Here is a 26,933-nt window from a genome sequence, read left to right on the forward strand (position 1 = left end):
GTTTCCTTCACGCCGGCGACCGCGCCGGCGTTGCTTTTTTCAACGGAGATGCGTGTCGATGAGGTTGATTTCCCGCCTGCTGTTGTCCGTGCTGGTGCTGCTGCCGCTGGCAGCCTGCGCCGCCACCCCCGCCAATGCCCCGCTGGTCGAGGGCAAAGACTACGAGCGCATCGCCCAGCCAGGCCCGTTCCAGCCGCTGGCCGGCAAGATCGAAGTGGTCGAGGTCTTCGGCTATACCTGCCCGCACTGCGCCCATTTCGAACCGCAGCTGGAAGCCTGGGCGGCCAAGCTGCCGGCCGACGTGCGTTTCACCCCGGTGCCGGCGGCCTTCGGTGGCGCCTGGGATGCCTGGGCACTGGCCTACTACGCCGCCGACGAAGTCGGCGTGGCCAAGCGCAGCCACGCTGCCGTGTTCAAGGCCCTGCACGAGCAGGGATCGCTGCCGATGCAGAACGTCTCGGCCGATGAGCTCGCCACGTTCTACAAGGCCTACGGCGTGACCCCGGACCGCTACCTCCAGGCGCTGCGCGGCGATGCCGTGCAGAAGAAGGTCGAGGCCGCGCGCGCGTTCGCCCAGCGCACCAAGATCCCGGGCACCCCGGCCATCATCATCAACGGCCAGTACCTGGTGCGGGGCAACAGCTTCGACGACCAGCTGCGCATCGCCTCGGCGCTGATCGCGCAGGCCCGCGCCGCCCGCGGCCGCTGAACCAACGCCCACCCTCGACACGGCGCTGTCGCCGCCGCATGTCATCATTTCCCCCTGGCTGGCGCCTGGCGCCGGCCCCCACCTTTCCAGATGCTGGAGACGTTTCCATGAAGATCCGTTACGCCCTCGCCCTCGCAGCGCTGCTGCCGATCCTGGCTGCCTGCAAGGCTGATGACGGCAGCACCAACACCACCGCGGCCCCGGCCGCACCGGCAGCCGCCCCGGCCACCGCCGAACCGGCCGCTGCGCCGGCCACGGGCAGCGAAGGCACCGCTCCGGCTGCCGCCGAAGGCGAAAAGGCCCCGGCCGAAGCCGCCCCCGCCGCGGCGCCGGCCCCGACCACCGCCGCGCTGACCGGCCCGGCCCCGGTGGAAGGCGCCGATTACCAGGTGATCCCGAACGGCCAGCCGTTCCAGCCGGCTGCCGGCAAGATCGAAGTGACCGAGATCTTCGGCTACGTCTGCCCGGCCTGCGCCGCATTCCAGCCGCTGGTCGGCCCGTGGAAGGCCGGCCTGCCCAGCGACGTGAACTTCGTCTACGTGCCGGCCATGTTCGGCGGCACCTGGGATGACTACGCCCGTGCCTTCTACGCCGCGCAGACCCTGGGCGTGCAGGAAAAGACCCACGAAGCGCTGTACGCCGCCATCCACTCGCAGAAGACCCTGAAGGGCGAGCGCGGCCGTGACTCGGTGGAAGACATCGCCAAGTTCTACGCCGCCTATGGCGTGGATCCGAAGCAGTTCGCCGCCACCATGGGCAGCTTCGCGGTGAACGCCAAGACCAACTCGGCCAAGCAGTTCGCCCAGCGCAGCCAGATCAGCGGCACCCCGTCGATCATCGTCAACGGCAAGTATCTGGTGAAGGGCAAGAGCTTCCCGGACATGCTGCGCATCGCCGACCACCTGATCGCCCGCGAACGCGGTGCGGCCCAGGCTCACTGATCCAAGAGAAGCATTTCCCGGCCGTGAATTCCCCCCGTACACGGACCCTGCGCTTGCTGACGGCCAACATCCAGGCCGGCTCAAGTACCCGCCGCTACAGCGACTATGTGACCCGCAGCTGGTCACATGCGCTGCCGGCGGGGCGCAAGCGCAGCAGCCTGGACGCGATCGCCACCCTGGCGCGCGACCATGACATCGTCGGCCTGCAGGAGGCCGACCCGGGCAGCCTGCGCTCGGGCTTCACCAACCAGACCCACTACCTGGCCCAGCGCGCCGGCTTCAACTACTGGAGCCACCAGCCGAACCGGCGCATGGGCGGCGTGGCGTCCAGTGCCAATGGCCTGCTGAGCAAGCTGGAACCGGTGGAAGTGCAGGACCATGCCCTGCCCGGCCGCATCGGCGGGCGCGGCGTGCTGCTGGCCAAGTTCGGCGATGGTACCGATGGCCTGGCGGTGGCGGTGGCGCATCTGTCATTGGGCGCGGGCTCGCGGATGTCGCAGCTGGGCTTCATCGCCGAGCTGCTGTCCGACCACCCCAACGCGGTGCTGATGGGCGACTTCAACTGCCTGGCCGAACGCCCGGAAATGCAGGTGCTGTACCAGAAGACCCGGCTGCAGCCCCCGGGCTGCATCGTGCCGACCTTCCCCAGCTGGCGCCCCGACCGCGCCATCGACCACATCCTGGTCAGCAGTGGCCTGCAGACTCGTACCGTGGAAGCCGTACCAGCCGCGTTCTCCGATCACCTCGCCCTGGCGATGCAGATCGACGTCCCGGCCGACACCCTGCGCTGACCCCAAAAAGGGGACGGAGGGGATTAAGTCGTTTATGCATAAACGACTTAATCCCCTCCGTCCCCTTCTTCAGGCGGCGGCCGGTGCCTTCAGGCGCCGCGCGGTCATCGTGCTGCCCACCGAGGCCAGCACCGTGCAGCCGATCGCCAGCCACTGCAGCCCATGCAGGTGCTCGTGCAGCAGCAGCATCGCCCACAGCGCGGCCACCGCCGGTTCCATGCTGATCAGGATGCCGAAGGTCTCCTTCGGAAGGCGCTTGAGCGCCATCATCTCCAGTGACATCGGGATCGCGCTGGACACCAGCGCCACCAGCAGCCCGGCGGCCAGGATCTTCGGGTCGAGCAGCGCGGCACCGGCATGCACCACGCCCACCGGCACCACCACCAGGGATGCCGCCAGCAGCCCCAGCGACACCGAATGCCCGGCATGCAGGTGGCCGGCACGCTTGCCGAACACGATGTACAGGCCCCAGCACGCCGCAGCCCCCATCGCATACAGCACGCCAGCGGGATCCAGCGCCGGACCACCGCCGATCGGCAGCAGCAACAGCAGCCCCACCGCCGCACAGCCCACCCAGAGGAAATCGATCGGCCGTCGCGACGACAGCATGGCCACCGTCAGCGGCCCGGTGAATTCGATGGCCACCGCGATGCCGAAGGGAATGGTGCGCAGGGCCATGTAGAACAGCAGGTTCATCAGGCCCAGGGTGAGGCCGTAGCGCAGGATGGTGATCGCATCCGGGCGGCTGGTCTTCCAGCGCCACGGCCGCCAGAACAGCAGCAGCAACAGCGCCGAGAAGCCCACGCGCAGCGCGCTGGTGCCCTGCGCGCCGATCAGCGGGAACAGGTGTTTTGCATAGGAGGTGCCGATGGCCAGCGAGGTGACCGAGCCAAGCACCGCCAGCGCCGGCAACATCGGCGCGAGTCGTGGGGTCTGCATGGGCAAAGTCTATTGCGCCAGCGCCGAGCACTTGGCTCAATTGACGGCCCGTTCGTGCAACTTCTGCTCGCCATGGCCACCGCCCCCGTGCTCGACAGCTTCGACCGCGCCATCCTCGACCTGCTGCAGCGGGACAACACCCTGCCGCAGCGCGAAATCGCCGAGGCCGTGCACCTGTCCACGCCGGCCGTGCAGCGCCGCATCAAGCGCCTGCAGGACAGCGGCGTGATCGCGGCCAATGTGGCGGTGGTCGCCGCCGCCAAGGTCGGGCGGCCACTGACCATCATCGTGGAGGTGCGCGTGGTCAGCGAGCAGCGCGACCGCGTGGCGCCGTTCAAGCGCCGCGTGCAAAACGACCCGGCCGTGCAGCAGTGCTACTCGATCACCGGCGATGGCGATTTCCTGCTGCTGCTTTCGGCGGCGTCGATGGAAGAGTACGAGGCCATTACCGAGCGGTTGTTCGGCGGCGATGACAACATCGAGCGCTTCCGTACGTCGGTCGCGCTGGGGACGTTGAAGCGCAGTTTCGAAGTGCCGCTGCTGCCAGGCCTGTAGAGTCGAGCCATGCTCGACTGCCTCCTGATCGCAACGCAACAGCAGTCGAGCATGGCTCGACTCTACACTTTGAAACCATGAGTACACCGCCCTTCCCCGCCCGTCGCCTGCGCCGCTGGTTGCTGCGCGGCCTGTGGCTGGCCATCGCCCTCATTGCCGCGATGGCGCTGTGGAACAGCCCATGGGCCGCTGCGCCGAAGCTGCTGTGGACACTCTCTCGTATGCCGCCGGCCACGCAACTGGCGGTGCCGGTGGACGGCGTGCGGCCACGCCAGATCGCCGACACCTTCGGCGCACCACGTGGCCGTGACCGCTCCCACGCCGGCATCGACATCTTCGCCAAGCGCGGCACCGCGGTGCGCAGCGTCACTGCCGGCGTCATCGCGGACGTCAGCGAGCGCGGCCTCGGTGGCCGCCAGGTCTGGGTGATCGGGCCCGGGCGCGAACGTTACTACTACGCCCATCTGGACGACTGGGCCGAGGGCCTGGCGCGCGGCCAGGTGGTCCAGGCCGGCGACCTGCTCGGGCATGTAGGCGACAGCGGCAATGCCAAGGGCACGCCGCCCCACCTGCACTGGGGCATCTACGGCGCCGATGGCGCGCGCGATCCGCTGCCGCTGCTGCGCTGAACACCATGCGCTGCGTCGCGGCCCGCGTGAGCGCCTACCTCGTTCATGATTTGTAAATAGGAATAGTTCGTATTACCATTTCTTTCGTTTCCGGTGGTGCCAGGACGGCCTGCCCGCCCGTTTCCCACCCGTAGCGCCTCGCCTTCTGGATGCCGGCCGAGCGCGCGTGCTCGTCCAGGACCCCCATGACCTGTTCCACCTTCCGTATCCCGCAGCCGCAGCGGCTGTCCGTTGCCGTACTCGTTGCACTCTGCGCCCTGGCCCCGGCCGCCTTCGCCGACACCGCCGCCGACCCGACCACGCTGGACAAGGTCGTGGTCAAGGGCGAACGCGCCGAAGGCTATTCGGTGCGCCGCACCTCGGCCGGTACCCGCTTCGACCTGGCACCGCGCGAGATCCCGCAGTCGGTCAGCATCATCAGCCACCAGCGCATCGAAGATCAGAAGCTCGACGACATCATCGACGTGCTGGCCAACACCACCGGCGTGACCAGCACCCAGTCCGACAGCGAGCGCACCGAGTTCTACGCGCGTGGGTTCTACATCGATGCCTACCAGTTCGACGGCCTGCCGACGCAGATGGTGCAGAACTGGAGCTACGGTGACTCCGGCCTGGATCTGGCGCTGTACGACCGCGTGGAAGTGGTGCGCGGCGCCACCGGCCTGCTCAGCGGCGCCGGCAATCCGTCGGCGTCGGTGAACCTGATCCGCAAGCATGCCGACAGCGCCGAGCTGACCGGCAGCGTGTCGGTGAACGTCGGCAGCTGGGGCCGCACACGCACCACGGTGGATGTGGGCAGCGCGCTCAACGCCAGCGGCAGCGTGCGCGGTCGCGTGATCGGCAGCTACCTGGATACCGACGGCCAGATGGACCGCTACAACCAGCGCAAGACGCTGGGCTACGCCGTCATTGATGCCGACCTGACCCCGGACACCCAGCTGAGCGTGGGCTACGACTACCAGCAGAAGCGCGCCAATGGTGCGACCTGGGGCGGCTTCCCGATGCTGTATTCGGATGGCTCGCGCACCGGCTACGACGAATCGTTCAACGCCAGCCCGGAGTGGACCTATTGGGACACCACCAGCAAGCGGGCCTTCGCCACCCTGCAACACGCCTTCAGCAACGGCTGGAAGTTCAAGGTGGGTGCCACGCACGATGAGACCAGGGCCGACGACAAGCTGTTCTACCCCGCCTACAACGACTGGACCACGGGCGCCTCGAACTTCGACCGGACCACTGGCGCGGGCATCTCGCCGTCCGCAGGCCTGTACAACACCGAGCGCAAGGTCACTGGCGTCGACGGCTACGTGGATGGCCCGTTCCAGCTGTTCGGCCGCGAGCACCAGCTGATGGCCGGCCTCAGCTACAACAGGCGCGAGTACGCCAACTACGGCGACTACCAGGTCGGTGGCCCGGGCCAGACCTGGGATCCGTTCGCCAGCTATCTGAACTGGACGGGCAAGATCGGTGAGCCGAACTGGAACCCGCTGGCCCTGGCCAGCGAGGGCACCATCACGCAGAAGGCCGGTTACGCGGCCGCGCGCCTGTCGCTGGCCGATCCGCTGAAGCTGATCATCGGCGCACGCTACACCGGCTGGAAGAGCGAGGGCGAAGGCGCCGACCGCGCGCACAAGGTGACCACGCCGTACGCTGGCCTGGTCTTCGACATCAACGGGACGTACTCGACCTATGCCAGCTACACCGAGATTTTCCAGCCGCAGACGCTGAAGGACCGCAATGGCAGCTACCTCGATCCGGTCGATGGCAAGAGCTACGAAGTGGGCGTCAAGGGCGCGTGGTTCGACAACCGCCTGAACGCCTCGCTGGCCGTGTTCCGCATCGAACAGGACAACGTCGGCCAGGCCACCGGTGAACCCGTGCAGGGCAGCCAGAACGAGTTCGCCTATCGCGCTGCACGCGGCACCGTCAGCCGCGGCTTCGAGTTCGAGGTGAACGGCGAACTCGCACCGGGCTGGAATGCGACCTTCGGTGCGTCGCGCTATGTGGCCAAGGACATCAACGGCGCCGACATCAACACCAACCTGCCACAGACCGCGCTGAAACTGTTCACCAGCTACACCCCACAGTCGCTGCAGGCACTGACCGTCGGCGGCGGCGCCAACTGGCAGAACCGCATCTACTACCCGGTGCCGGCCTACGGCCGCATCGAACAGAGCGGCTACGCGCTGGTCAGCGCCTTCGTGCGTTACCGCATCTCGCCGGAGTTCAGCGTGCAGGCCAACCTCAACAACCTGCTGGACAAGAAGTACCTGTCGCAGATCAACGGCTACGGTGCCTACGGCGATGGCCGCAATGGCTCGCTGACGTTCACCTGGGCGTTCTGATCAGACGCGGGGTTCGCACGCCCCGCACCTGTAGAGCCGAGCCCCATGCTCGGCTCAGAGAATCAGCCGAGCGCGGGCTCGGCTCTACACCCGCAAGGCAGCGCCGGAACTGACCGGCGCTGCCAACGTCACATCAGAACCGCAGGTCCGCGCGCAGGTACCAGTAACGACCACGCGGAATGTCGTAGGTCGAGGCGTCATACCCGTTCAACGAGCACGACAGGCAGATCGGCGGATCCTTGTCGAACACGTTGTTCAGGCCGGCGGTCAGCTGCAACCCCTTCATCCAGTCGATCTTGTAGCCCACCTGCATGTCGTGGAAGGTGGTGGCCGACAGCGTGTTGGTGCCCGCAGCCTGGTTGCTGCACACCGGGAAGGCCGCCGCATCGCCGCAGTTCTCGGTCAGCTCGGAGATGTGGCGCACCGTCCAGTTGGCGCTCCAGCGATCCATCGTCCAGCCGAGGCTGGCATTGCTGGTCCACTCCGGGATCGAGCTGTCGGCCACTTCCACGCCCGGCTTCTGCGGCTGCTTCTGCCCGGCCGCGCCAGTGGCCTCGTAACGGCCGACGAAGGTGTTCTTCCATGCCAGCTTGAACTGGCCGATGGAGGTCTGCGGCAGCGTCCAGAACAGATCCACGTCCCAACCGTCGGTCTTGATCGAACCCAGGTTGGTCAGGCGGTTGTTGAAGCTGCTGACCGCACCGGTGCTGGCACGGGTGATGCCGTTGCAGTAGATCGGGTCCAGTGTATCCACGCACAGGTCCAGCTGGGTCTGCGCGTTGATGGCCTGGATCGCACCATCGATGGCATGGCGGTAGAAAGTGACTTCCACATCGAAGCGCTCCGACCACGAGGCGTTGTTGCCGAACCACGGGCTCCACACGAAGCCCGCGCTGAAGCTGCGCGAGCGTTCCGGGTCCAGCTCGCGGTTGCCGCCGGTGGTCACCGAGATCTGCGAGTTGGCCTGCTGGAAGCCGGCCGGGACGCCCAGTGCAGCACAGTTGGCCGCGCTGCCACGCGGCGGCGTGCCGCCCAGGCCCACCGAGCACGGATCGAACAGCTGCAGGTCGGCACGTGCGGCAGAGCCGTACAGCTCACCGATGGACGGTGCGCGGAAGCCCTCGGCGTACGTGGTGCGCAGCACGAAGTCATCGGTCACCTGCCAGCGCAGGCCGTACTTGGGCGTGAACTCGCCGCCGAAGGTGGAGTAGTCCGAATAGCGGCCGGCCAGGCTCAGGTCCAGCTTCTTGCCGAACGAGGAGTCGGCGAAGATCGGCACGCTCAACTCCAGGTAGGCCTCGTTGACGTCGTAGGAACCGGAGGTCGGTTGCGACGGCACGCCGTTGTAGTGGCCGATCACCGTCAGCGGATCGGGCTGGTAGGCGCCCTTGTACTTGCGGTACTCGAAGCCGGTGGCGAAGGACACCGGACCGGCCGGCAGCGAGAACAGCTCGCTGGACAGGTTGGCGGTGAACAGGCTCAGTTCGTTCTGGCTGCGGTCGCGCACCACCGGCTGGATCCACTTCAGCATGTCCGGGGTGATCGAACCGGCGCCACCGAAGATGTTCAACGGCACGCAGCCAGGCGTGGCCGCGCACACCGCGGGATCGCCCAGCGCCATGTTCACCTTGTAGATGTCATAGCTGCCGTAGTTGGTCTGCTCGGCCTTGTTCTTGCTGTACATGCCGTTGACGTCCCAGTACCAGCTGCGGTCGGCGGCATGGAAGTCACCGACCAGGCCGGTGGCGAAGTAGGTGGTGTCCACTTTCTGCTTGAACACGCGCGCACCGCCCTCCACCGGGCGACGACCGATCAGGCTCATGTTGTCGCCGGAGACGAGATCGAAGCCGAACGGGTTGTACGGGTTCAGGCGCGAGACCACGATGTTGTCGGCCAACGGATTGCCGGTGGCGCCATCGGGGCCGAAGAACAGCGGCTCGGGGCCGGCCTGGTTGGTCGACTCGCGGCGGTTGCCCAGCGCCTTGATGTACCACTGCACGTTGTCGGTGATGTCAAAGCGGAACTGGCCGAACAGGCCTTTGCGCTCCGACGGCGTCAGCACCATGTTGTATTCGGCGAAGTTGAAGCGGTCGGCGGTGGTGAAGCAGTGATAGTCATCCGTGCGGCTGCAGCCGGCACTGCCGTCGTACCGCGGATTGCTCACGCCGGTATTGGGCACGATGTTCTGCACCGCACCGGTGTTCGGGTCGGTGAACATGAAACGGCCCTGCGGAATACCACCGCTGCCGAACGCCAGGCCGGTACCGGGAATGGGGAAGCGCGACTGCTCGCGATCCTTGGCGAATACCGGGTCCTGCTTGGTCCAGCTGGCGCCCAGGAACAGGCTGAAGCGATCGCCACTCTTGCCCCAGGCCAGGTCCACGCCCTTCTGCGTGCCGTCGCCCTTGCTGTACTCGCCGTAGTTCAGCGTCACCTGCCCACCATCGAAATCGCGGCGGGTGATGATGTTGACCACGCCGGCGATGGCATCGGAGCCGTACAGCGACGAAGCACCGTCCTCCAGCACCTCGATGCGCTCGACGATCGCCAGCGGAATGGTGTTGAGGTCGGTGGCCGAGCCCACACCGGACGCCGACGATTCATTGACCCAGCGGATGCCGTCGACCAGCACCAGCACGCGCTTGGCACCCAGGTGGCGCAGATCGACCTGCGCCGAGCCGGCACCCACGCCACTGCCATCGGGCGGGAAACCGAAGTTGCCGGACGAGTTGAACTTGGCGTTGAGCGCAGAGCCGGAACCGGTGAGCTGCTGCAGCACTTCGCCGATCGAGGTCAGGCCGGTGCGTTCGATGTCGCCACGGGTCAGGGTCTGGATCGGGACCTGGCCCTCTACTTCAGCGCGCTTGATGCGGGTACCGGTGACTTCCACCGCGTCGAGGTTGGTGGTGGATTGTGCAGCGGCACCCAGGGGTGCCAAGGCCATCACGCACAGCGTGACGGCAACCGCCAACGGGCGGTGGTGCAGGTGCTTCATTCGCTCTCTCTCCAAAGGAATGTCGGGACATGGACTGCCGCGCTCCCCCCTGCATGGCGGCAGCGTCTCCTTTGTAAACAAGCGGTAAAAATCACGGCGTGATGATCGACACTCTTTCACGCGGAATTGACGCAATTGACAGCCATTTACGTCAGATGAGGACCGTTTAGAACCGGACGGTACTGTTCACCGCCCTCCACTTTGATGCCGGCTGCGTCAGCGCGCGCCGAGATCCGCCACAACTCATCAAGGGGACTTGTCGGTGCAGGCGCTAGTGACCGGGCGCGTCGACGCGCAGCCCATGCTGGCTCACGGCCAGCAGCACGCGTGCCATGTCTTCGTAGTCGGTGTCGTCGGCGGTCGCCAGATGCACCCAGGGGCGATGCTGCTGCGGCATCTGCTGCGCCTGCACCAGGTGCCGCTGCAACGCGACAGCGTCGAGCGGCTGGCCATTCCAGAACATCGCCCCCGCCGCGTCGATGCGCAGGTGGGTCGGCTGGGGTGAGGACGCCGGCCAGGGTGGGCACGAGGTGCGCTGATGGAGCGCCAGGAGGCCGGTCGCCTGCGCCATCGGCAGCGCGGTGATCACCAGCGCCAGCAACACCAGCAACACATCCACCAGCGGTGCCAGATTGGGGGCGGCCATCAGTGAGGCCGCGTGCTGTGTCCCGTATCGCATGCCACGTTCCCTCGCAGGAAGAGCGGCCTGCCGATGGCAGGCCGCCCGTTGCCGGACTCACCGCACGAAATTCACCGCACGAAGGCAATGCGCTCCATGCCAGTGGCTTCGGCCGCAGCCAATATCCGCGCCATGCCTTCGTACTCGGCCGCCGGATCGGTGGCGATGCGCAGCTCCGGCAGGTTGCCGGCATGCTCGCCGGCCTGCGCCTGCAGGCGCCCCTGCAGATCGCCGATCGCCATCGGCTGGCCATCCCAGCTCAGCTGGTTCGACGCATCCAGTCGCAGCTCGATCGGCGGCGGCGGTTCGGGGCGATCGATCGTGCGATCGGTGGCCTGTGGCAACTGCACGGGAATCGGCCGGGCCACGATCGGCGCGGTTACGATGAAGATGATCAACAGCACCAGCATCACATCCACCAGTGGCGTGACATTGATGTCCGCCAGCGGGCCGCTTCTTCCTGCGCTACTGAACGCCATGTGCCGCTCCATGCAGCCGGGCCGTTCGCCCAAGGCCGACGTTACGACGCCTGCGCCCGCCTGCGGCAGGGGCCTGTGCGGAGTCATTCAGCTATCGTTGCCCACGCATTGCGTGCACGCAATGCGAAACTGAATTCAGCCACTGCCCGCTATGCTGCATGCCATGACCCGACGCTCTTCGACCGCCCTGTCCCTGCTGCCCTTGGCCACCACGCTGCTGATCGGCTGCGCCAATGCCCAGTCCCTCGATGCCCAGAACGCGCAGTTGAAAGCCGCGATCGCGGCCGCCGAACGCGGCCAGTTCGATCCTGGCCAGGCCGCTGCGCTCAGCCGCCATCCGGCGTATGGCTGGCTGGAGTACGCCAACCTGCGCCGCAACATCGACACCGTCGATACCGCGCAGGCACAGGCCTTCCTCAAGCGCTATGAGGGCCAGGCCGTGGCCAGCACGTTCCGCAGCGTGTGGCTGCCCTCGCTCGCCCGCCGCCAGGACTGGCCGACCCTGCTGGCCAACTGGGCGCCCACCGACAACGCCGGCCTGCGCTGTGCGCAGCTGACCGCGCGCCAGGTGACCGGCAAGGTCGATCCGCAGTGGATCAGCGAAGCACAGGAGCTGTGGCGCAAGAACGGCAAGCCGCTGCCGGACAGCTGCGATGCGGTGTTCACCGTGCTGCAGGCACAAGGCGGCCTGAGCGACGCCCTGCGCTGGGAACGGATCGATGCTGCCGCCGACGCGCAGCAGCCCGCCGTGATGCGCAGCGCGGCCCGCGGCCTGCCTGCCACTGACCTGGCACTGGCCAACACTTACGCCGCCTTCGTCGACAAGCCCAACGCCAGCGCCCTGAACTGGCCCCGCAACGAGCGCAGCCGGCGCATCGCCACCGATGGCCTGGCCAAGCTGGCCAAGGCCGACCCGGCCGCCACCGAACAGCAGCTGCCGCAGTACGCGCAGGCACTGGGGCTGAGTGCCGTCCAGCAGGGCCAGGTGCTGTACCAGATCGCGCTGTGGACGGTGGCGTCCTACCTGCCCGATTCGGCACGCCGCCTCAACGCGGTGCCGGAGTCGGCCTATGACGAACGCCTGCACGAGTGGCGCGTGCGCGAAGCGATGTCCCGCGGCGACTGGACCGCGGCGCTGACCGCCATCCGCAAGATGGGCAGCAAGCAGCGCAGCGACCCGCGCTGGCGCTACTTCGAAGGCCGCATGCTGGAGAAGACCGGCCAGGCCCAGCAGGCGCAGCCGCTGTTCCGCGAGGCCGCGCGTGCATCGACCTTCCACGGCTTCCTCGCCGCCGACAAGCTGCAGCAGGGCTACACGCTGTGCCCGTGGCAGCCCAACGACAGCGCGCAGGCTCAGGCGGTGATCGCGCGCGACCCGGCCATCCAGCGCGCAATGGCGTTGTACCAGATCGATCGCGCTGGCTGGGCCGTGGCCGAATGGAACAGTGCACTGTCGCGCTTCGATGACACCCAGCGTCGCCTCGCCGTGCGCGTGGCGCAGGACAACGGCTGGTTCGACCGCGCCGTGTTCGCGCTCGGCAAGCAGCCGCAGGAGCAGCGCCTGTACGACCTGCGCTTCCCGCTGCACCACGACGCCACCATCCGCCGCGAATCGGCACGCAACGCAATCGACCCGGCCTGGGTGGCGGCGGAGATCCGCGCCGAGAGCACCTTCACCCCGCGTGCGCGCTCGCCTGCCAACGCCATGGGCCTGATGCAGGTGCTGCCAGCCACCGGTGCCGGCGTGGCCAAGTCGATCGGCCTGACCGGCTACGGCGGCGCCGACAGCCTGTACGACCCGGACACCAACATCGCCATCGGCACCGCCTACCTGCGCCAGCTGATGAACAAGTACGACGGCCTGCCCTACGTGACCATCGCCGCGTACAACGCCGGCCCGACCCCGACCGCACGCTGGCAGAGCCAGCGCCCGGGCTTTGATCCGGACCTGTGGATCGAGACCATCAGCTACAAGGAAACCCGCGAGTACGTGGCCCGCGTGCTGGCCTTCAGCGTGATCTACGACTGGCGCCTCAATGGTGATGCGCTGCCGCTGAGCGATCGCCTGATGGGCCGCCTGGTGGACAAGCGCAAGCGCTTCAGCTGCGCCGCCAACGCCGACCAGGGCGGCGATTGATCGCAACACAGTACTGCCGGTCGCTGGCCGGCATTCCCCGGCATCCACTCGCTGGGGAGGGAAACGATGAGCCTGCTGGCCTGGATCGGGCTGGACGCTGTATCGGTAGTGCAGGCCGCTGGCCGGCAGCTTCGGGGTGACTGCGGTTGCCGGCCAGCGGCCGGCACTACCGGTGCATCTGCGCCGGGCATGCGATGATTCCAGCCATGAAGATCTATCTTGTCGGCGGCGCCGTGCGTGACCGCCTGCTGCAGCGACCTGCCGGCGACCATGACTGGGTGGTGGTCGGCGCCACGCCCGCGCAGATGGAAGCGCAGGGCTTCACCGCCGTCGGCCGCGATTTCCCGGTGTTCCTGCACCCGAAGACCGCTGAGGAATACGCGCTGGCGCGCACCGAGCGCAAATCCGGCCGTGGCTACCGCGGCTTCGTGGTCGATGCCGACCCGGCAGTGACGCTGGAAGAAGACCTGCAGCGCCGCGACTTCACCATCAACGCGATTGCCTGCGACGAAGACACCGGCACGCTGGTCGATCCCTACGGCGGTGTGCGCGATATCGAGCAACGCGTGCTGCGCCATGTCGGCCCCGCGTTCGTGGAAGATCCATTGCGCGTGCTGCGCGCGGCCCGGTTCATGGCGCGCTTCGCACCGCTGGGCTTCACCGTCGCCGAAGAGACCATGGCGCTGATGCGCGAGGTCGCCGCCAGCGGCGAGCTGGACGCGCTGGTGCCCGAGCGCGTCTGGCAGGAGCTGCGCAAGGCGCTGGTCAGTGAACGGCCCTCCGCCTTCCTGCGCACGCTGCACGATGCGCAGGCACTGGGCCCGATCCTGCCCGAGCTGGAAGCGCTGTATGGCGTGCCGCAACGTGCTGAGTTCCACCCCGAGGTCGATACCGGCATCCACCAGGAAATGGTCAGCGACATGGCTGCCAGGCTGGCGCCGGGCGATGACCTGGTCGGCTTTGCCGCGCTTACCCATGACCTGGGCAAGGGCCTGACCCCGCCGGAGGAGTGGCCGCGCCACATCATGCACGAGCAGCGCGGCATCAAGCCCTTGAAGGCACTGTGTGCGCGGTTGAAGATTCCCGCCGAACACCAGCAGCTGGCCGAAGCGGTGTGTCGCGAGCACTTGAACGTGCACCGCATCGACGAACTGCGCGATGCCACCGTGCTGGAACTGCTGGGCCGCTGTGATGCGCTGCGCCGGCCGGAACGCGTGGCCCGCATCGCACTGTGCTGCGAGGCCGACAAGCGCGGCCGGCTCGGCTTCGAGGACGCCGACTACCCCCAGGGCGAAACGCTCAAGCGCCTGCACCAAGCGGCGCTGTCAGTGCAGGCGCGGGATCTGGATACCACGCATCTGAAGGGCCCGGCCATCGGCGAAGCGCTGGCCAAGGCGCGGGTGAAAGCCATCGCCGCCGCCCGCTGATCCGCAACCGCCGTGGCGGCCGCGCACCGACTCCCATGGGTAGTGCCGGCCGCTGGCCGGCACCCCTATATCACTGGCTTCAGTGCGCCATCCCACGGGTAATCGCCGCCGCACGCTGCTTCAGCTGGGCCACGGCATCGGGAATCATCTCCATGCCCACGTCCAGGCCCGGGTTCAGCACCAGGCCGACGCCGTCGCCGATACCGGCCAGCAGCGCGTGCACCGCGATCGGCATGGCATGGGCAAACTGCGGCAGCTGCTCGTGCCACAAGCCAGCGCGCTCGGGCGCGGTGAACACCGCGAACATCGGCTCGCCGCTCTCGCTGGTCAGCACCAGCGGCGAGATGCTCTCGTCCCAGGCGCCATCCTCACCAATGGCCTTGTCCAGCAGCACGAACGCCGTCGAGGTCAGCAGGCCGTCGAGGAACTGCGCTGCGGTCAGCGTGCCGTCCTGGGCCTGCAGCAGGCGCACCTCGAGATCGTTGAGGGGTTCGAACGGGGTGTCGTGGTCCATGGTCGGTTCCGGTACGTGGTTGCAGGGCAGACTTTAACAGGCCCGGTCCTCAACCGATGTATCCGTGCCGCCACATCCAACCGGCCACCGCCAGCGCGGCGACCCCTACCAGCATCAACGGCAGGCCGAAGCGGTGCCGCCACGGGATCGGCACCCCGCCAAGCTGCTGGTCCATGGTCTCGGTATCCAGCACCCAGCCGTGCCCGCACCGGGTGCAGGCCAGCTCGTAGCGGCGCTGGTAGGTGAAGCCGAACAGCAGGTCGATGCGCGCCATCTTGTAGCGCAGCTGCGGGGCGAACTCGGTTTCCGTCTGGCAGCGCAGGCAGTGGTGCGCTTCGGTGGGGCCGACGATCAGCACCCGTTCCTGTTGGCCGATCAGGATCATGTCCGGTTGACCTGGCAGGCGGGCTGGGCCAGCAGCCAGGCCTGGGCGGCGGCCACAGTGGCCGCGTCACCCTCGACGCGCTGGTCGGGTTCGATCTTCAGGCCATCGCCACGATCATTGCGGTCCCGCATCACGCTGGTGGTCAGCAGCAGCGCGCTGCCATCAGCCAGCGGCCGCATCACGTTAGCGGTGGACAGCCCCGAGGTGGGCTGGCCGAAACTGCGCGTCTGCGGCCGGCCGCGGAAGGAAAGTACGGTGGCCTCTCCGGAGCTGGCAGTGCGCGGGCCGGTCAGCACGGCGACCGGCGCGCCCGGATGTTTGAGCAGATAGCCGGGCCCACCAAGATCGATCCGCACGCGATCGCCAAGACGCACACTGGATGAGGTCAGCTGCCAGAGCGACGGACCATCTGCGGCAGCGAAGGAACCCACGTTCTCGTCGGCGCTGGGCGTGACCCGCAACAGCGGTGCCACGCCCAGCAGCATCGGCCACATGTTGCCACCGGTGTTGTCGCGCAGATCGACAATCCAGCCGCAGCGGCTGCCGTTGTCCTGGTCATCGATGATCGCCTGCCAGCGCTTGGCACGCTCCTTCATCTGCTGGTGCGCCGTCGGGCCCTGCATGACACCGTAGCCCTCGATCTCCACCCAGCCGATGCGCGGGTCCGGTGCTCCGGCCAGGGCCGTCGTTGCTTTCGGAGCCGCTGTCGCTGCGCCATTGGCGCGCTCCAAGCGTTCTGCCTTCGCCTGCAGCTGCTTTGCGCTGATCCAAGCGCCGTGCCCGCCGGAACTGCGACCGATGGCCTGCCGGAGCACTGCGCGGACCTCAGCCGGGTCGTTCTGCGCCGCCTTCAGGCGCGTGCGGATGGCCCGCCAGTCCACCCGGTCGCGGTACAGCGATTCCTTCTCCAGCATGTCCAGCAACTGGACCTGTGCCTGTGCTGTCGGCAGGTCGATGGCGTCTGGTGCCACGGCCTGTGCGGTGGTGCAGAACAGGGCGCCCAGTGCAGTGGCCATCACGCGGAGATCAATAGACATTCGACGTTCCTTCGTCGTGAGCAAGTACCGCAGCATACGCGCTTGCCGCCGCCGTTGCGTGTCGGCTTTGGCACTCCCATGCAGGGCATGATTTACAACTTTGCTCATGTCGTTGTTCGAGTGAAAGCGCGAAGTTGGCTGTGCCAACGTACGTTGCGCTGGCCGGGATTGGCGTCCCGAATCAAACATCGAAGCGATCGATTTGCCGCATCAGCGGCAATCGCGACAATGCACCGGCTTGCCCATGGTGGGCGGTGCGTGGGGATCCTCGTGATCCGTCGGCTTTTTCGCTTTGATTTTGACCGGCACGCCAACCCGCACCGCCCGCCACCTTGCGCTTCGCAGGTGGCCTCGCCTCGTGAGGTTGCCGCCATGAACACGCCCCACCCCACCTACCCACGCCTGCAGGCCCTGCTCGGCGCTGCACTTCCCGGCCTGCAGCTGTCCACTGCCGTCGCCGAAGCGTTGGAAGACGCACTCGCCGAAGCCAACGAACAGGCGCCGCCGGCGGCGTTCTTCGCCCGGTTGCGCGGCATCGCTCACAGCCACGCGGCCGACGGCCAGGCGTGGCGCGAACGGCAACTCAGCGAGGCGCGCGGCCGGCACCTGGCCGAGGCGACGCGCTGCCTGGCGGCGGTGTCTGCGTGTGGGGGCATCTTGTTGGCGGCGCAGTCGGCACGCGAGATGGATGATGCGCAGGCGCAGTGTCCGCCGCAGGTGGAGGAAGGCCTGCTGCATGCGGTGGTGGTGCTGGCCGATCATGCCGGGGCGCTGGTGGAACCGGATGCGTGCGCACCGCTGCTGTAGAGCCGAGCCTATGCTCAGCTGCGCGGAGGTCATGGCGCCGGTGGGATTCGTGCCGACCAAGGTCGGCACCTACCAGAGCAGTGTCATGGCGCCGGTGGGATTCGTGCCGACCAAGGTCGGCACCTACCTGAGCAACGTCATGGCGCCGGTGGGATTCGTGCCGACCAAGGTCGGCACCTACCAGAGCAGCGTCATGGCGCCGGTGGGATTCGTGCCGACCAAGGTCGGCACCTACCAGAGCAGCGTCATGGCGTCGGTGGGATTCGCGCCGACCAAGGTCGGCACCTACCAGAGCAGCGTCATGGCGCGGGTGCGATTCGTGCCGACCAAGGTCGGCACCTGCCAGAGCGGGTCAGCCATCTGCACTAGGCGCTACCAGTCCGCACGCAGGCCGATGTTGCCTTCGATGATGCGGCGCTTCTCGTTGCGGTCGCCACCCAGCTCGCGCGTATAGTCGGCCACGGCATAGGCGCTGATCGTTCGGTTGAAACGCCCGACCACACCCACGCCGGCTTCCAGCGCGCGTGAGCGCTGCGAATTGATGATCACGTCGTCGTCGAAACGGATGCGGTCTTCACCAGAACGGCCATGCCAGTAATTGAGCTTGAAATACGGCTGCCAGCCGTTGTCGGCCAACTGGTAATCGCCCGCCAAGCGCAGGCCGATGCGGCCGGTCCAGGCGTTGTCGTTGTCGAAGCGCACACTCGATACTTCATCGCGACGGTCATCCAGCGAAGTGCGCTGCCAGATCACCTGCACCTGCGGTTCCAGCCACCATGCGGACTGCCCGAAGTGCAGCAGCGGCTTGCCCGCCTCCACCGACACGCTGGTACCGTCGCCGCTCAGGCCGAAGCCGAGCCCACGCGAGGAACGCACGCGGCCGTCGTAGCGGCTCTGCATCGCCACGGCGTCGATGTAACCCCCACTGCTATCGGTGAAGGTCCAGTACAGGCCCACGTGCTTGTCATCCAGGCGGTTCTGGCCTACCTGCACGTTCTCCCAGCCCAGTGCCAGACCCGTGGTCTTGCCCTGCGCGCGGGTGCGGCCAACGAATACGCCGATCTGGTTGCGGTGGTTGTCAGACGCCGCAGCCCACACGTCGAGACCGGCCTGCAGGCCCATCACATCGCCATCGAAGCCCGGCTGCGCATCACCCTTCCAGTGGATCTCGCTGCTCTGCCCCACCAACCGGCCCCAGGCGGTGCGGAATATGCCCTGGTTGTACAGCAGGCGCTGTTCGCCCTGCCGCTCGTGGAAGGTACCGAGGCTGGCCAGCGAGGTCTCGCGCAGCAGCGGTGGCACCACGGCGTAGGCGGCGGTCTCCACGCGGTACAGCGGCACCACCGCGCCTTCGGCCGGGCGTGCACCCGGCGTTGGCGGGGTGCCGGTACCGGGCAACGCACCGCCGGCCACCGGCACGTCCGGCACCGCCGGGTCGCTGGGCGGCGCCACCGGCGCCGGTTCCGGTGGCGGCGGTGGCGGCGCGGCCTCGCCGGCGGTCAGGTTCGGATCGGTAGCGCCTTCAGGCGGCGGCGGCGGTGCCGGGGTGATCGCCGGCGGCGGTGCGACCGGCGGCGTCAGGGGCGGTGGCGTGGCAGTGCCGCCGCCGTTGGGTGCCGGCGTTGGTCCGGTCACCAGCGTCGATCGCAGGTACCAGTTCTCGCTGGTGCCGGCGCTGACACCACCCTTGAACAGGAAGTACTCGTAGGCACCGGCTGCAACCGGTGCGAACAGCGAGAACGCGCCCGGCGCAGTGCGGCCACCATTCAAGGCCTGCACCACCAGGATGCCATCGGCCAGCGTGGCGGCGCCGCTGCCGCCGGCATTGAGCACGCCGATGCCGGTGGTACCGGTGGCGGTTCCGCCATCGATCACCAGGCGGTCGCTGCTGGAATTGTCCGCACCCAGCACGGTACGCAGGTACAGGCCACCGCCGTCACCACGGTAGTTGCCACGCACGGTGAACACGTCGCCTGCGCCGGTGCCGGTCAGGTCGATGCGCCCGGCATTGACCATCTCCACCAGTGCACCACTGTTGAACGGACGGACTGCATGGCCGCCACTGCCCGCGTAGACGGTGCTGGTGTCGTCCACGGTGAGCGTGCCGGTGCCGGTTCCGCTGTCGCCCAGCACCAGGTCGCCATCAAAGGTCAGCTCGGTGCTGTTGGCCAGGCTGATCGCCTCCCAGTTCTGGAAGCGGCCCACGCCGGCAGTCTTGACGTTGTGGAAGTTGAGCTGGTCGATGCCACCGCCACCGTCGAACAGCGGCACCGCCCCCAGGTTGCCCTGGTTGAGGTTGCCGAGGTTGGCGACGTCGCTGTCCGGCCCCATGTCGATCGCGCCGTAGACGATGCCGCCGCCATTCCAGTTGAAGGTGTCGTTGCCGGTACTGAGCAGTACCTGCCCGCGCACGGTGCCGTCGGTGATGGTCACGCTGTCGTTGCCGCCGCTGACGCTGATGTTGCCGCCGATGTAGGCGGTACCCGAGATGATGATGGTGTCGGTATCGAAGCCGGTCACCACGTTGCCGTCCACGGTGCCGCCGGACTGGTCCCACAGGTTCTTGTCCAGCTTCATGTTGACCCGGCCGATGCGGCCAGCGGTCATCCACGCCTGGTCACCATCCTCGAACGCACCGATGATGCGGCCACCGCTCATGCGGAAGGTATCGATGTTGTCGCCCTGCTGCAGCGCGCCGACCGTGCCGCCACTCATGACGAAATCATCGCGGCCACTGCCCTGCGCCACCACGCCGGTGACGGTGCCGCCGGTGACGGTCATCTGGTCATCGCCACTGCCCTGGTCGACGCTGTCGATCGTACCGTTGCCCAGCAGCAGCGCATCATTGCCATCGCCCTGCAGCACACTGCCGCTGATGCTGCCAGCCTGCATGTCCAGGCGATCATTGCCGGCACCGAACTGCACGCCGGTGCGCCCGCTGATCGTTCCGCGGTTGACCAGCACGCTGTCGCCCGCGCCGACGAACTGCAGGGCGGTGTTGTTGCCGGTGCTGATGCTGCCCGAGTTCTCGACGCGGCTGCCGCCACCGAGCTGCACCGCCACGCCGCCCACCGAACTGATCGTGCCCAGGTTGGACAACAGGTGCCCACCGGCCCCGACAAGCGAAATCGCGCTGCTGCCACCGCTTTGCTGCAGCTGCGCCGTGCTGGCGACAGTGACGGTGATGCCGGCGGCGCCATCGGCGGTGACGGGAACGGTCTGCGGGTTCGGCGCATTGGCATCGCAGGTGACCGTCTGGCCGGCGACGGGGGCGACGCTGTCACAGCCGGCCCAGGCGGCGCTGGCGGTCAACAGCATGACGGAGGGAACAGCCAGGGCCTGCAGTACGGAAACAGTGAGGCGGCGCATACGCACTGCGCGCGGGACGGCACGGGACATACAGCACTCCTGGATAGGGGATCAGGAACTGCGGATATGCGGTACTGTGGGCTCAGTCTGCGCCATGGTGAACCGTTTCGACAGGTGAATTTGCGTGCCGATCATCACAGTTCAGATGCGAACCTGATCGGGCATCACCCCACCTCTACGTGCCTGAAATCGTTCATCTTTGCGGGGTCATGCCCATGCCTGGAGGAGGTGGCCTCCCGGGTTGGGTCAGAGCCCTTTCCTGCGGAAAGGGATCCGACCCGGAGCCGTCAGATCTTCAGATAGATCTTCCGCCGGTCCAGCCACCACGCCACGCCCCACCACAGCGCGACGAACGCCAGCGCCTGCAGCATCGACGCCAGCTCGAGCGCGTGCGGCATCGCGGCGGCCAGTTGCTGCCAGATCCAGCCCCACGCGCCGGTCGCCATCAGCGCCACCGACATCACCGATGCGCCAAGATAGGCGGTAATTGCATTGACCCCGAAGCGCCGGCCCAGTGCGGGCCATCCCTTCTGGTCGATCAGCACGTGGCTCAGCCACAGTGCCAGCGCGGCAAGGCCCCCGGTCCACAGCGCGTAGCTGGGCGTCCACAGCTGCTTGTTCAACGGCAGCACCGTGGCCAGCAGCAGCCCCAGCACGGCGGTTGCCACACCCAGGCCAGCCAATGCCGCCGCACGACCGTTGCGCAGCAGGCCACCGGCAATCAGGCCGAGCACGGTACTGGCCAGCGCACCCAGCGTGCTCAGCAATCCTTCCGGGTCATGGCCCAGTCCGGTATCGGCGTGCCACTGGTAGATCCACGGTGCGAACAGCGTGGTGTCCAGGCGGCTGGCCGGGTTGGTCCATGGCGCCAGATCACCGATGCCCAGCAGCAGCACGGTGTAGCCCACCAGCAGCGTGACCAGCACGCCCACCTGCACGCGCGGCCGCGCATACACCGCCAGAACACCCACCAACGCTGCGCATACCGCAATCCGCTGCAGCACGCCCCAGATGCGGAAGTGATGGGTGTGCAGCGCCCACCAGATCAACAGGTGCAGCAACGCGCCGGCGAGCAGGATGCGCAGTGCACGCTCCAGCACCCCGCGCGCCAATGCTGGCCGTGCAGCGGCATCCAGCGCGCGCGGTGCCACGCTGAAGGCCATCGACACACCCACCAGGAACAGGAAGAACGGGAACACCAGGTCGGTGGGCGTGCAGCCATGCCATTCCGAGTGACGCAGCGGCGCGAACACCGCACTCCAGTCGCCCGGATTGTTGACCAGCAGCATCGCCGCCACGGTGATGCCGCGCAGGGCATCGATCGAGCCCAGACGGCGTGGCGGCGTACTGTTCATCAGGCGGCCTCGTACTGTCCGGCAATCCAGGTACCACGGACCTGCAGGGCGTCGTCCAGCAGCACCAGGTCGGCCTGGTAGCCCTCGGCGATGTGGCCAAGGCGGTCGTCGACGTTGAGGAACTGCGCCGGATAGGTCGACGCCATGCGCGCCGCTTCGGCCAGCGGTTGGCCGAGCAGCTGCACGGTATTGCGCACGGCGGTGGCCATGTCCAGCGCCGAGCCGGCCAACGAACCGGCGGCATTGCGCACCACGCCATCGATGGCGGTGATGGTTTCGCCATACAGCACGTAGCTGGGATCGTCGGCTCCAACCGGCGGCATCGCATCGGTCACCAGCAGCAGGCGACCGCACGGCTTGGCCGCCAACGCCACGCGCAGGCTGGCCGGGTGCACATGCACGCCATCGACGATGATGCCGATCCAGCTGTCGCGATCTTCCAGCGCAGCGCCCACCGCGCCGGGCTCACGCCCCTGCAGCGGCGACATCGCGTTGTACAGATGGGTGAAGCCGCGCACGCCGGCATCCAGGCCGGCGCGGATCTCTTCGTAGGTGCCTGCAGTGTGCCCAGCAGCGACGATCACGCCGCGCTCGACCAGCGCACGGATGGTCTCCAGCGGCACGCGCTCCGGCGCCAGCGTCAGCAGGGTCACGCCGTTATCCAGCGATGCGGCCAGCGCAATCTCCGCTTCGTCCGGCACGCGGAACTTGCTGGCATCGTGCGTGCCCTTGCGCGCCGGCGCGATGTACGGCCCCTCCAGATGGATGCCGATCACGCCCGGCACGCCCTGCGTGATGGCCTCGCGCATTGCACCGATGGCTTCGCGCATCACCGCCACGTCATCGCTGATCAGCGTCGGCAGCATCGCGGTGGTACCGAAGCGGCGGTGCGCCTGCGCGATGGTGCGCAGTGTCGCCACGTCCGGCGTGTTGTTGAACAGCGCGCCGCCGCCGCCATTGACCTGCACATCGATGAAGCCGGGCAGCAGCCAGCCGCCCCCCAGGTCCACCTGCTCGGCCGCGTGGCCCAGCTGCGGCGCGGCATCGGGCAGCAGCGCGCTGATGCGACCGTCCTCGATCACCACCGCCAGGTCGTCGCGGAACTCATCGCCGGCCAGGATGCGGGCATTGCGCAGCACCGTCGCCATCACACCGTCTCCGTAACCTTGTTCAGATGCGGCGGCAGGTCCGGGTTGAAGCCACGGCGCAGCGCCAGCGCATTGATGGCGCGATAGAAGCTCTGCACGGTCAATAGCGGTGCGCACAGCGGATGCGGCGCGGCCGCCACCGGCAGGTTGCCGCCGGCACCGGCCATCCACACCTGCGCACCACGTGCGGTGAATTCATCGACCACTGCACGGGTACCGGCGCCGGTCTCGTCCGGCTGGGCGAAGGCCAGCACCGGGAAGCCACGGCCGACCAGCGCCATCGGGCCGTGCTTCACTTCAGCCGAGCTGTAGGCTTCGGCGTGCAGGCTGCAGGTTTCCTTGAACTTCAGCGCCGCTTCCTGCGCCGCACCCAGGCCCAGGCCGCGGCCGAGCACGAACAGGTTGGTGGCCTCGACCAGGCCCTCGGTCACCGCGCTCCAGTCGCACTGCCAGGCTTCACGCATCGCGTCCGGCAGCAGGTCCAGCGCCGCACGCAGGCTGCTGTCCTGCTTCCAGTACGCGGCCAGCTGCAGCAATGCGGCCAGCGAGGCCAGGTAGCTCTTGGTCGCTGCAACGCTCTTCTCGGGGCCGGCATGCAGCGGGATGACCGTGTCGGCCAACTGCGCCAGCGGTGAATCCTCGACGTTGACCAGCGCGATCACGCGCGCGCCGGCGGCCTTGGCCGCCTCGGCGTTGCGCAGCAGGTCCGGGCTCTTGCCCGACTGCGAGATGACGATGAACAGTGCGCCGCGCAGCTGCAATGGTGCGGCGTAGACCGAGCCCACCGATGGCGAGGCCGACGCGACCACCAGCCCCAGCTGGGTTTCCAGCAGGTACTTGCCATAGGTGGCGGCGTGGTCGGAGCTGCCGCGTGCACAGGTAACCACGAACGGCGGCGGCGCGGCACGCAGGCTGGCGGCCAGGGTTTCCAGGGTGGCGTGGTTGCGCGAGAACTGGCGCGCGACCACGTCGGCCGCTTCAGCGGCCTCGGCGAACATCAGGGTAGCGGTGGGGTCTGACAGCGACATGGCAGGCTCAGGCAGGATCGGAAGGAAGGGGGCGTGCGCCGGCCGGGCGCATCGGCGCGGTCGAACCGCGCACCACCAGCTGCGGCACGAAGCCCTGGTTGTGCAGCGGTGCCGGCGCATCGTCGTAGGCGTCGCTGCGCAGCTGCGCGATCAGCAGGCGCGCGGCATGGCGGGCGATGTCTTCGGTGGCCTGCTTGGCGGTGGTCAGCGGCGGCCACGACTGGCGCGAGAACGGGCTGTCCTCGAAACCGGCAATGGACAGGTCGTAGGGCACGTTCATGCCGGCCGACTTGGCGGCGGCCAGCACGCCGGCAGCGATTTCGTCGTTGGAACCGAAGATGGCGGTAGGCGGTTCGCGCAGCGCCAGCAGGCGGCGCGCGCCACGGAAACCGTCGTCGAAGGTGTAGTCGCCCTGCACCACCAGGTGCTTGTCCACGGTCATGCCGTAGTCCTTCAACGCGGCCTCATAGCCGGCATAGCGTTCGCCCGAGGAGCGGTGCGAGCTGCCGCCCCAGAGGAAGCCGATGCGCTGGTGCCCCAGCTGGATCAGGTGTTCGGTGATCTCGTAGGCGGCCTCGCGGTCGTCGACGAACACGCAGGCACCGTCGGCCGGATCTTCGGTGGCCGCAATGATGCGCACCAGCTTGATGCCACGCGCGGTCAGCGCCTGGATCAGGTCGCGGCGCTCGGACATCGGTGCGGTCAGCACCAGCCCGGCCAGGCGCGAACGCTGCACCCAGTCAGCCAGTTCATCGGCCAGCAGCGGCGAACTGGAATCGCAGGGATGGATCTGCAGGCCGAACCCGGTCTCGCGGCAGGCGGCGAGCACGCCGTTCTGCACGCCGATGATGTGGTACGGGTTCGGGTTGTCGTAGACCAGCCCGATCACGAAGGTGGTGCCGCTGCGCAGGTTGCGCGCGGACGGATCGGGTTCGTAATCGAGCTCGGCGATGGCACGCAGCACCCGCGCGCGGGTGGCCTGCATCACCGAGGGCTCGTTGTTGATCACCCGCGATACCGTCTTCAGCGAGACCTTGGCCTTTTCGGCAACGTCCTTGATGGTCGCTCTGCGCATCGGTTTTTCCTGGGGTTGGCTGCCGTCCATCATCGCCGATCAGCTCCGGTCCTGCGGCAGGCCCACGCGGTGGCCCACCACCGAATAGAACAGGATGTACAGGTAGCAGGGCACCATCAGCAGCACGAAGGTCAGCTGGAAATCGATGTGCTGCTTGAGCAGGGCGAACAGCTGCGGAATGATCGCGCCACCGGCGATGCCCATCACCAGCAGGGCCGAACCGGTTTCGGTGAAGCGCCCCAGGCCGCGGATGGCCAGCGGGAAGATGGCCGGCCACATCATGGCGTTGGCAAAGCCCAGCAGGGCCACGAAGGCCACCGACACATAGCCGTGCGTTGCCCACGCGCCCAGGCAGAACACCACGCCCAGCACCGCCGAAATGGTCAGGTAGCGCGACTGCGACACCACCCGCGGAATCACCAGCAGGCCGACCACGTAACCGACCAGCATCGCGCCCAGGGTGAAGGCGGTGAACATCTTGGTCTCGTCCAGCGGCAGGTTGAAGCCATGGCCGTAGGTGCCGATGGCATCACCGGCCATCACTTCCACGCCCACGTACACGAACAGGCACAGCACGCCCAGCCACAGGTGCGGGAACTGGAAGATGCTGCGGCGCTCGACCGCACCGGCGGCCACCGGCGTAGCGTTGGCTTCGGACGATTTGATTTCCGGCAGCGGCGAGAACAGGATCGCCACCGCCAACACCACCAGCAGCGCCGCCATGGCCAGGTACGGGGCATGGATCTTGGCGGCGAACTGGTTCAGCAGCACGGCTTTGGTCGCGGCATCGGCCGCCTGCACCTGCACGTCCAGATCGCCAATGCCATGCAGCACCACCGTGCCGATCAGGATCGGCGCCAGGATGCCGGCGATCTTGTTGCAGATGCCCATCAACGCGATGCGCCGCGCCGCCGTTTCGATCGGCCCAAGGATCGAGATGTACGGGTTGATGGCCGTCTGCAGCAGGGCCAGGCCGCTGCCAATCACGAACAGGCCGCCCAGTGCGCCGGGGTACCAGCGCTGGGTGGCGAATTCGCCGAACAGTGCCGCGCCACCGGCCATCACCAGCAGGCTCAGGCTCAGGCCCTTCTTCATGCCGGTACGGCGCAGGATCCACGACGAGGGCAGCGCCAGGAAGAAGTAGGACAGGTAGAACACCATCAGCACCAGGAAGGCGCCGACCTCGCTGAGCTCGAAGGCGAGCTTGACGAAGGTGATCAACGGGCCGTTGAGCCAGGTGAAGAAGCCGATCAGGAAGAACAGCACGCCGACGATGGCGATGGAGGTGGCCACGTTCGGGCGCGCGCTTGCAGCGGGGACGGCGGACATCAGGAGGGCTCCTGCGGCGACGGCCGCAGAACGCGGCGTCGGAGAGTGGCTGGGAACAACGTTGTCACATTCTTTCGATGGACAACGGCGGTTTGTCAACTTCCGTCCGACGCCCCCTGCGCCTCATGTTGCACTGCGCAAGGCAGTCGTCGTGCATCACGCTGAATGCGCTGAGCGGCTTGAGCCCCATGGCACAACGGTTCCCGCGTGAATCCCGCATTCACGCCATGTAAACGTTTACCACGTGGCGCATTCGTTGC

The 26,933-nt window shown here is 67.6% G+C and carries 23 protein-coding genes; 10 read left to right on the top strand and 13 right to left on the bottom strand.

The annotated features are described in order from the left end of the window. The first annotated feature begins 58 nt into the window (after nucleotides 1–58). The 3 genes from AC5P7I_RS02790 to AC5P7I_RS02800 all read left to right on the top strand — a co-directional run bounded on the left by AC5P7I_RS02790 (nucleotide 59) and on the right by AC5P7I_RS02800 (nucleotide 2,441). On the top strand, nucleotides 59–709 hold the full coding sequence (locus AC5P7I_RS02790; protein ID WP_032960695.1) for a thiol:disulfide interchange protein DsbA/DsbL: 651 nt from the start codon (nucleotides 59–61) through the stop codon (nucleotides 707–709). 107 nt (nucleotides 710–816) lie between these two features. Then, entirely contained in the window at nucleotides 817–1,650 is an 834-nt protein-coding gene (locus AC5P7I_RS02795; RefSeq protein WP_014648402.1) for a thiol:disulfide interchange protein DsbA/DsbL, read from the top strand. 53 nt (nucleotides 1,651–1,703) lie between these two features. Then, nucleotides 1,704–2,441 carry an endonuclease/exonuclease/phosphatase family protein gene (locus AC5P7I_RS02800; RefSeq protein WP_014648403.1) on the top strand — a complete coding sequence of 246 codons (738 nt, stop codon included), beginning with the start codon at nucleotides 1,704–1,706 and terminating at the stop codon, nucleotides 2,439–2,441. Between the two features lie 69 nt (nucleotides 2,442–2,510). Here the strand turns inward: AC5P7I_RS02800 and AC5P7I_RS02805 are convergent, their stop codons facing one another. After that, nucleotides 2,511–3,380, bottom strand: a complete 870-nt coding sequence (locus tag AC5P7I_RS02805) for an EamA family transporter (RefSeq protein ID WP_262088139.1) — start codon at nucleotides 3,378–3,380, stop codon at nucleotides 2,511–2,513. 72 nt (nucleotides 3,381–3,452) lie between these two features. Here AC5P7I_RS02805 and AC5P7I_RS02810 point away from each other — a divergent pair, with 72 nt between their 5' ends. The 3 genes from AC5P7I_RS02810 (at nucleotide 3,453) to fhuE (ending at nucleotide 6,909) form a co-directional block, all read left to right on the top strand. After that, a complete protein-coding gene (locus AC5P7I_RS02810) occupies nucleotides 3,453–3,935 on the top strand; it encodes an Lrp/AsnC family transcriptional regulator (protein WP_262088140.1) in 483 nt (160 codons plus the stop codon). Between the two features lie 77 nt (nucleotides 3,936–4,012). Then, nucleotides 4,013–4,564: a M23 family metallopeptidase gene (locus AC5P7I_RS02815; protein ID WP_169412200.1), complete on the top strand. Its 552-nt coding sequence runs from the start codon at nucleotides 4,013–4,015 to the stop codon at nucleotides 4,562–4,564. A gap of 185 nt (nucleotides 4,565–4,749) precedes the next feature. Further along, complete coding sequence (gene fhuE, locus AC5P7I_RS02820; protein WP_169412203.1) at nucleotides 4,750–6,909, top strand: ferric-rhodotorulic acid/ferric-coprogen receptor FhuE; 2,160 nt, start codon at nucleotides 4,750–4,752, stop codon at nucleotides 6,907–6,909. A 133-nt stretch (nucleotides 6,910–7,042) separates the two neighbouring features. Here fhuE and AC5P7I_RS02825 read toward each other — a convergent pair whose 3' ends face one another. The 3 genes from AC5P7I_RS02825 to AC5P7I_RS02835 form a co-directional block, all read right to left on the bottom strand. Continuing rightward, on the bottom strand, nucleotides 7,043–9,904 hold the full coding sequence (locus AC5P7I_RS02825; RefSeq protein WP_014648408.1) for a TonB-dependent receptor plug domain-containing protein: 2,862 nt from the start codon (nucleotides 9,902–9,904) through the stop codon (nucleotides 7,043–7,045). A 271-nt stretch (nucleotides 9,905–10,175) separates the two neighbouring features. Then, a complete protein-coding gene (locus AC5P7I_RS02830; protein ID WP_262088141.1) occupies nucleotides 10,176–10,550 on the bottom strand; it encodes a biopolymer transporter ExbD in 375 nt (124 codons plus the stop codon). A 104-nt stretch (nucleotides 10,551–10,654) separates the two neighbouring features. Continuing rightward, a complete protein-coding gene (locus tag AC5P7I_RS02835; RefSeq protein WP_014648410.1) occupies nucleotides 10,655–11,062 on the bottom strand; it encodes an ExbD/TolR family protein in 408 nt (135 codons plus the stop codon). Nucleotides 11,063–11,213: 151 nt separating this feature from the next. On the opposite strand from AC5P7I_RS02835, the gene AC5P7I_RS02840 reads away from it, so the two are divergent. Together AC5P7I_RS02840 and AC5P7I_RS02845 are read left to right on the top strand one after the other, a co-directional pair. Beyond that, nucleotides 11,214–13,199 carry a transglycosylase SLT domain-containing protein gene (locus AC5P7I_RS02840; RefSeq protein WP_262088142.1) on the top strand — a complete coding sequence of 662 codons (1,986 nt, stop codon included), beginning with the start codon at nucleotides 11,214–11,216 and terminating at the stop codon, nucleotides 13,197–13,199. A 206-nt stretch (nucleotides 13,200–13,405) separates the two neighbouring features. Continuing rightward, nucleotides 13,406–14,626, top strand: a complete 1,221-nt coding sequence (locus AC5P7I_RS02845; RefSeq protein ID WP_032957329.1) for a multifunctional CCA addition/repair protein — start codon at nucleotides 13,406–13,408, stop codon at nucleotides 14,624–14,626. Nucleotides 14,627–14,705: 79 nt separating this feature from the next. Here AC5P7I_RS02845 and AC5P7I_RS02850 read toward each other — a convergent pair whose 3' ends face one another. The 3 genes from AC5P7I_RS02850 to AC5P7I_RS02860 are packed head-to-tail and all read right to left on the bottom strand — an operon-like array spanning nucleotide 14,706 to nucleotide 16,562. Next, the gene (locus AC5P7I_RS02850; protein WP_005419309.1) at nucleotides 14,706–15,140 is read right to left on the bottom strand and encodes an SseB family protein; all 435 of its coding nucleotides are present in this window, start codon (nucleotides 15,138–15,140) and stop codon (nucleotides 14,706–14,708) included. A 49-nt stretch (nucleotides 15,141–15,189) separates the two neighbouring features. Next, nucleotides 15,190–15,525 (bottom strand): hypothetical protein, encoded by a 336-nt coding sequence (locus AC5P7I_RS02855; RefSeq protein WP_262088143.1) that lies wholly within the window; start codon nucleotides 15,523–15,525, stop codon nucleotides 15,190–15,192. Beyond that, entirely contained in the window at nucleotides 15,522–16,562 is a 1,041-nt protein-coding gene (locus AC5P7I_RS02860) for a S41 family peptidase (protein ID WP_425604956.1), read from the bottom strand. Before AC5P7I_RS02860 ends, AC5P7I_RS02855 begins: the two co-directional genes overlap by 4 nt. A gap of 372 nt (nucleotides 16,563–16,934) precedes the next feature. On the opposite strand from AC5P7I_RS02860, the gene AC5P7I_RS02865 reads away from it, so the two are divergent. Together AC5P7I_RS02865 and AC5P7I_RS02870 are read left to right on the top strand one after the other, a co-directional pair. Continuing rightward, nucleotides 16,935–17,369 carry a hypothetical protein gene (locus AC5P7I_RS02865; RefSeq protein ID WP_262088144.1) on the top strand — a complete coding sequence of 145 codons (435 nt, stop codon included), beginning with the start codon at nucleotides 16,935–16,937 and terminating at the stop codon, nucleotides 17,367–17,369. A gap of 31 nt (nucleotides 17,370–17,400) precedes the next feature. Next, entirely contained in the window at nucleotides 17,401–17,823 is a 423-nt protein-coding gene (locus tag AC5P7I_RS02870; protein WP_262088145.1) for a hypothetical protein, read from the top strand. On the opposite strand, the gene AC5P7I_RS02875 is transcribed toward AC5P7I_RS02870, so the two are convergent. From AC5P7I_RS02875 to AC5P7I_RS02900, 6 genes are all read right to left on the bottom strand, one after another. Then, a complete protein-coding gene (locus AC5P7I_RS02875) occupies nucleotides 17,742–20,768 on the bottom strand; it encodes an autotransporter family protein (protein WP_262088146.1) in 3,027 nt (1,008 codons plus the stop codon). The two genes, AC5P7I_RS02870 and AC5P7I_RS02875, sit on opposite strands and share 82 nt — an antisense overlap. A 257-nt stretch (nucleotides 20,769–21,025) precedes the next feature. Further along, nucleotides 21,026–22,093, bottom strand: coding sequence for an acyltransferase family protein (locus AC5P7I_RS02880; protein WP_262088147.1), 1,068 nt, complete (start codon nucleotides 22,091–22,093; stop codon nucleotides 21,026–21,028). Then, on the bottom strand, nucleotides 22,093–23,241 hold the full coding sequence (nagA, locus tag AC5P7I_RS02885) for an N-acetylglucosamine-6-phosphate deacetylase (RefSeq protein WP_262088148.1): 1,149 nt from the start codon (nucleotides 23,239–23,241) through the stop codon (nucleotides 22,093–22,095). Before nagA ends, AC5P7I_RS02880 begins: the two co-directional genes overlap by 1 nt. Continuing rightward, nucleotides 23,241–24,269, bottom strand: coding sequence for an SIS domain-containing protein (locus tag AC5P7I_RS02890; protein WP_014648419.1), 1,029 nt, complete (start codon nucleotides 24,267–24,269; stop codon nucleotides 23,241–23,243). The genes nagA and AC5P7I_RS02890 overlap by 1 nt, the downstream gene beginning before the upstream one ends. Before the next feature lie 7 nt (nucleotides 24,270–24,276). Then, on the bottom strand, nucleotides 24,277–25,344 hold the full coding sequence (locus AC5P7I_RS02895; protein WP_005411045.1) for a LacI family DNA-binding transcriptional regulator: 1,068 nt from the start codon (nucleotides 25,342–25,344) through the stop codon (nucleotides 24,277–24,279). A 39-nt stretch (nucleotides 25,345–25,383) separates the two neighbouring features. Next, nucleotides 25,384–26,673, bottom strand: a complete 1,290-nt coding sequence (locus AC5P7I_RS02900) for a sugar MFS transporter (RefSeq protein WP_014648421.1) — start codon at nucleotides 26,671–26,673, stop codon at nucleotides 25,384–25,386. Between the last annotated feature and the right edge of the window lie 260 nt (nucleotides 26,674–26,933).

It is taken from the genome of Stenotrophomonas sp. YJH_SMC_138 (assembly GCF_059369855.1).

Bases quoted from the DNA above. Each gene is read 5' to 3' on its own strand.
- AC5P7I_RS02790 (WP_032960695.1), top strand. From the start codon at position 59: ATGAGGTTGATTTCCCGCCTGCTGTTGTCCGTGCTGGTGCTGCTGCCG.
- AC5P7I_RS02795 (WP_014648402.1), top strand. From the start codon at position 817: ATGAAGATCCGTTACGCCCTCGCCCTCGCAGCGCTGCTGCCGATCCTG.
- AC5P7I_RS02805 (WP_262088139.1), bottom strand. From the start codon at position 3,380: ATGCAGACCCCACGACTCGCGCCGATGTTGCCGGCGCTGGCGGTGCTT.
- AC5P7I_RS02810 (WP_262088140.1), top strand. From the start codon at position 3,453: ATGGCCACCGCCCCCGTGCTCGACAGCTTCGACCGCGCCATCCTCGAC.
- AC5P7I_RS02815 (WP_169412200.1), top strand. From the start codon at position 4,013: ATGAGTACACCGCCCTTCCCCGCCCGTCGCCTGCGCCGCTGGTTGCTG.
- fhuE (WP_169412203.1), top strand. From the start codon at position 4,750: ATGACCTGTTCCACCTTCCGTATCCCGCAGCCGCAGCGGCTGTCCGTT.
- AC5P7I_RS02825 (WP_014648408.1), bottom strand. From the start codon at position 9,904: ATGAAGCACCTGCACCACCGCCCGTTGGCGGTTGCCGTCACGCTGTGC.
- AC5P7I_RS02830 (WP_262088141.1), bottom strand. From the start codon at position 10,550: ATGGCCGCCCCCAATCTGGCACCGCTGGTGGATGTGTTGCTGGTGTTG.
- AC5P7I_RS02835 (WP_014648410.1), bottom strand. From the start codon at position 11,062: ATGGCGTTCAGTAGCGCAGGAAGAAGCGGCCCGCTGGCGGACATCAAT.
- AC5P7I_RS02840 (WP_262088142.1), top strand. From the start codon at position 11,214: ATGCTGCATGCCATGACCCGACGCTCTTCGACCGCCCTGTCCCTGCTG.
- AC5P7I_RS02845 (WP_032957329.1), top strand. From the start codon at position 13,406: ATGAAGATCTATCTTGTCGGCGGCGCCGTGCGTGACCGCCTGCTGCAG.
- AC5P7I_RS02850 (WP_005419309.1), bottom strand. From the start codon at position 15,140: ATGGACCACGACACCCCGTTCGAACCCCTCAACGATCTCGAGGTGCGC.
- AC5P7I_RS02855 (WP_262088143.1), bottom strand. From the start codon at position 15,525: ATGATCCTGATCGGCCAACAGGAACGGGTGCTGATCGTCGGCCCCACC.
- AC5P7I_RS02860 (WP_425604956.1), bottom strand. From the start codon at position 16,562: ATGTCTATTGATCTCCGCGTGATGGCCACTGCACTGGGCGCCCTGTTC.
- AC5P7I_RS02865 (WP_262088144.1), top strand. From the start codon at position 16,935: ATGAACACGCCCCACCCCACCTACCCACGCCTGCAGGCCCTGCTCGGC.
- AC5P7I_RS02870 (WP_262088145.1), top strand. From the start codon at position 17,401: ATGGCGCCGGTGGGATTCGTGCCGACCAAGGTCGGCACCTACCAGAGC.
- AC5P7I_RS02875 (WP_262088146.1), bottom strand. From the start codon at position 20,768: ATGTCCCGTGCCGTCCCGCGCGCAGTGCGTATGCGCCGCCTCACTGTT.
- AC5P7I_RS02880 (WP_262088147.1), bottom strand. From the start codon at position 22,093: ATGAACAGTACGCCGCCACGCCGTCTGGGCTCGATCGATGCCCTGCGC.
- nagA (WP_262088148.1), bottom strand. From the start codon at position 23,241: ATGGCGACGGTGCTGCGCAATGCCCGCATCCTGGCCGGCGATGAGTTC.
- AC5P7I_RS02890 (WP_014648419.1), bottom strand. From the start codon at position 24,269: ATGTCGCTGTCAGACCCCACCGCTACCCTGATGTTCGCCGAGGCCGCT.
- AC5P7I_RS02895 (WP_005411045.1), bottom strand. From the start codon at position 25,344: ATGCGCAGAGCGACCATCAAGGACGTTGCCGAAAAGGCCAAGGTCTCG.
- AC5P7I_RS02900 (WP_014648421.1), bottom strand. From the start codon at position 26,673: ATGTCCGCCGTCCCCGCTGCAAGCGCGCGCCCGAACGTGGCCACCTCC.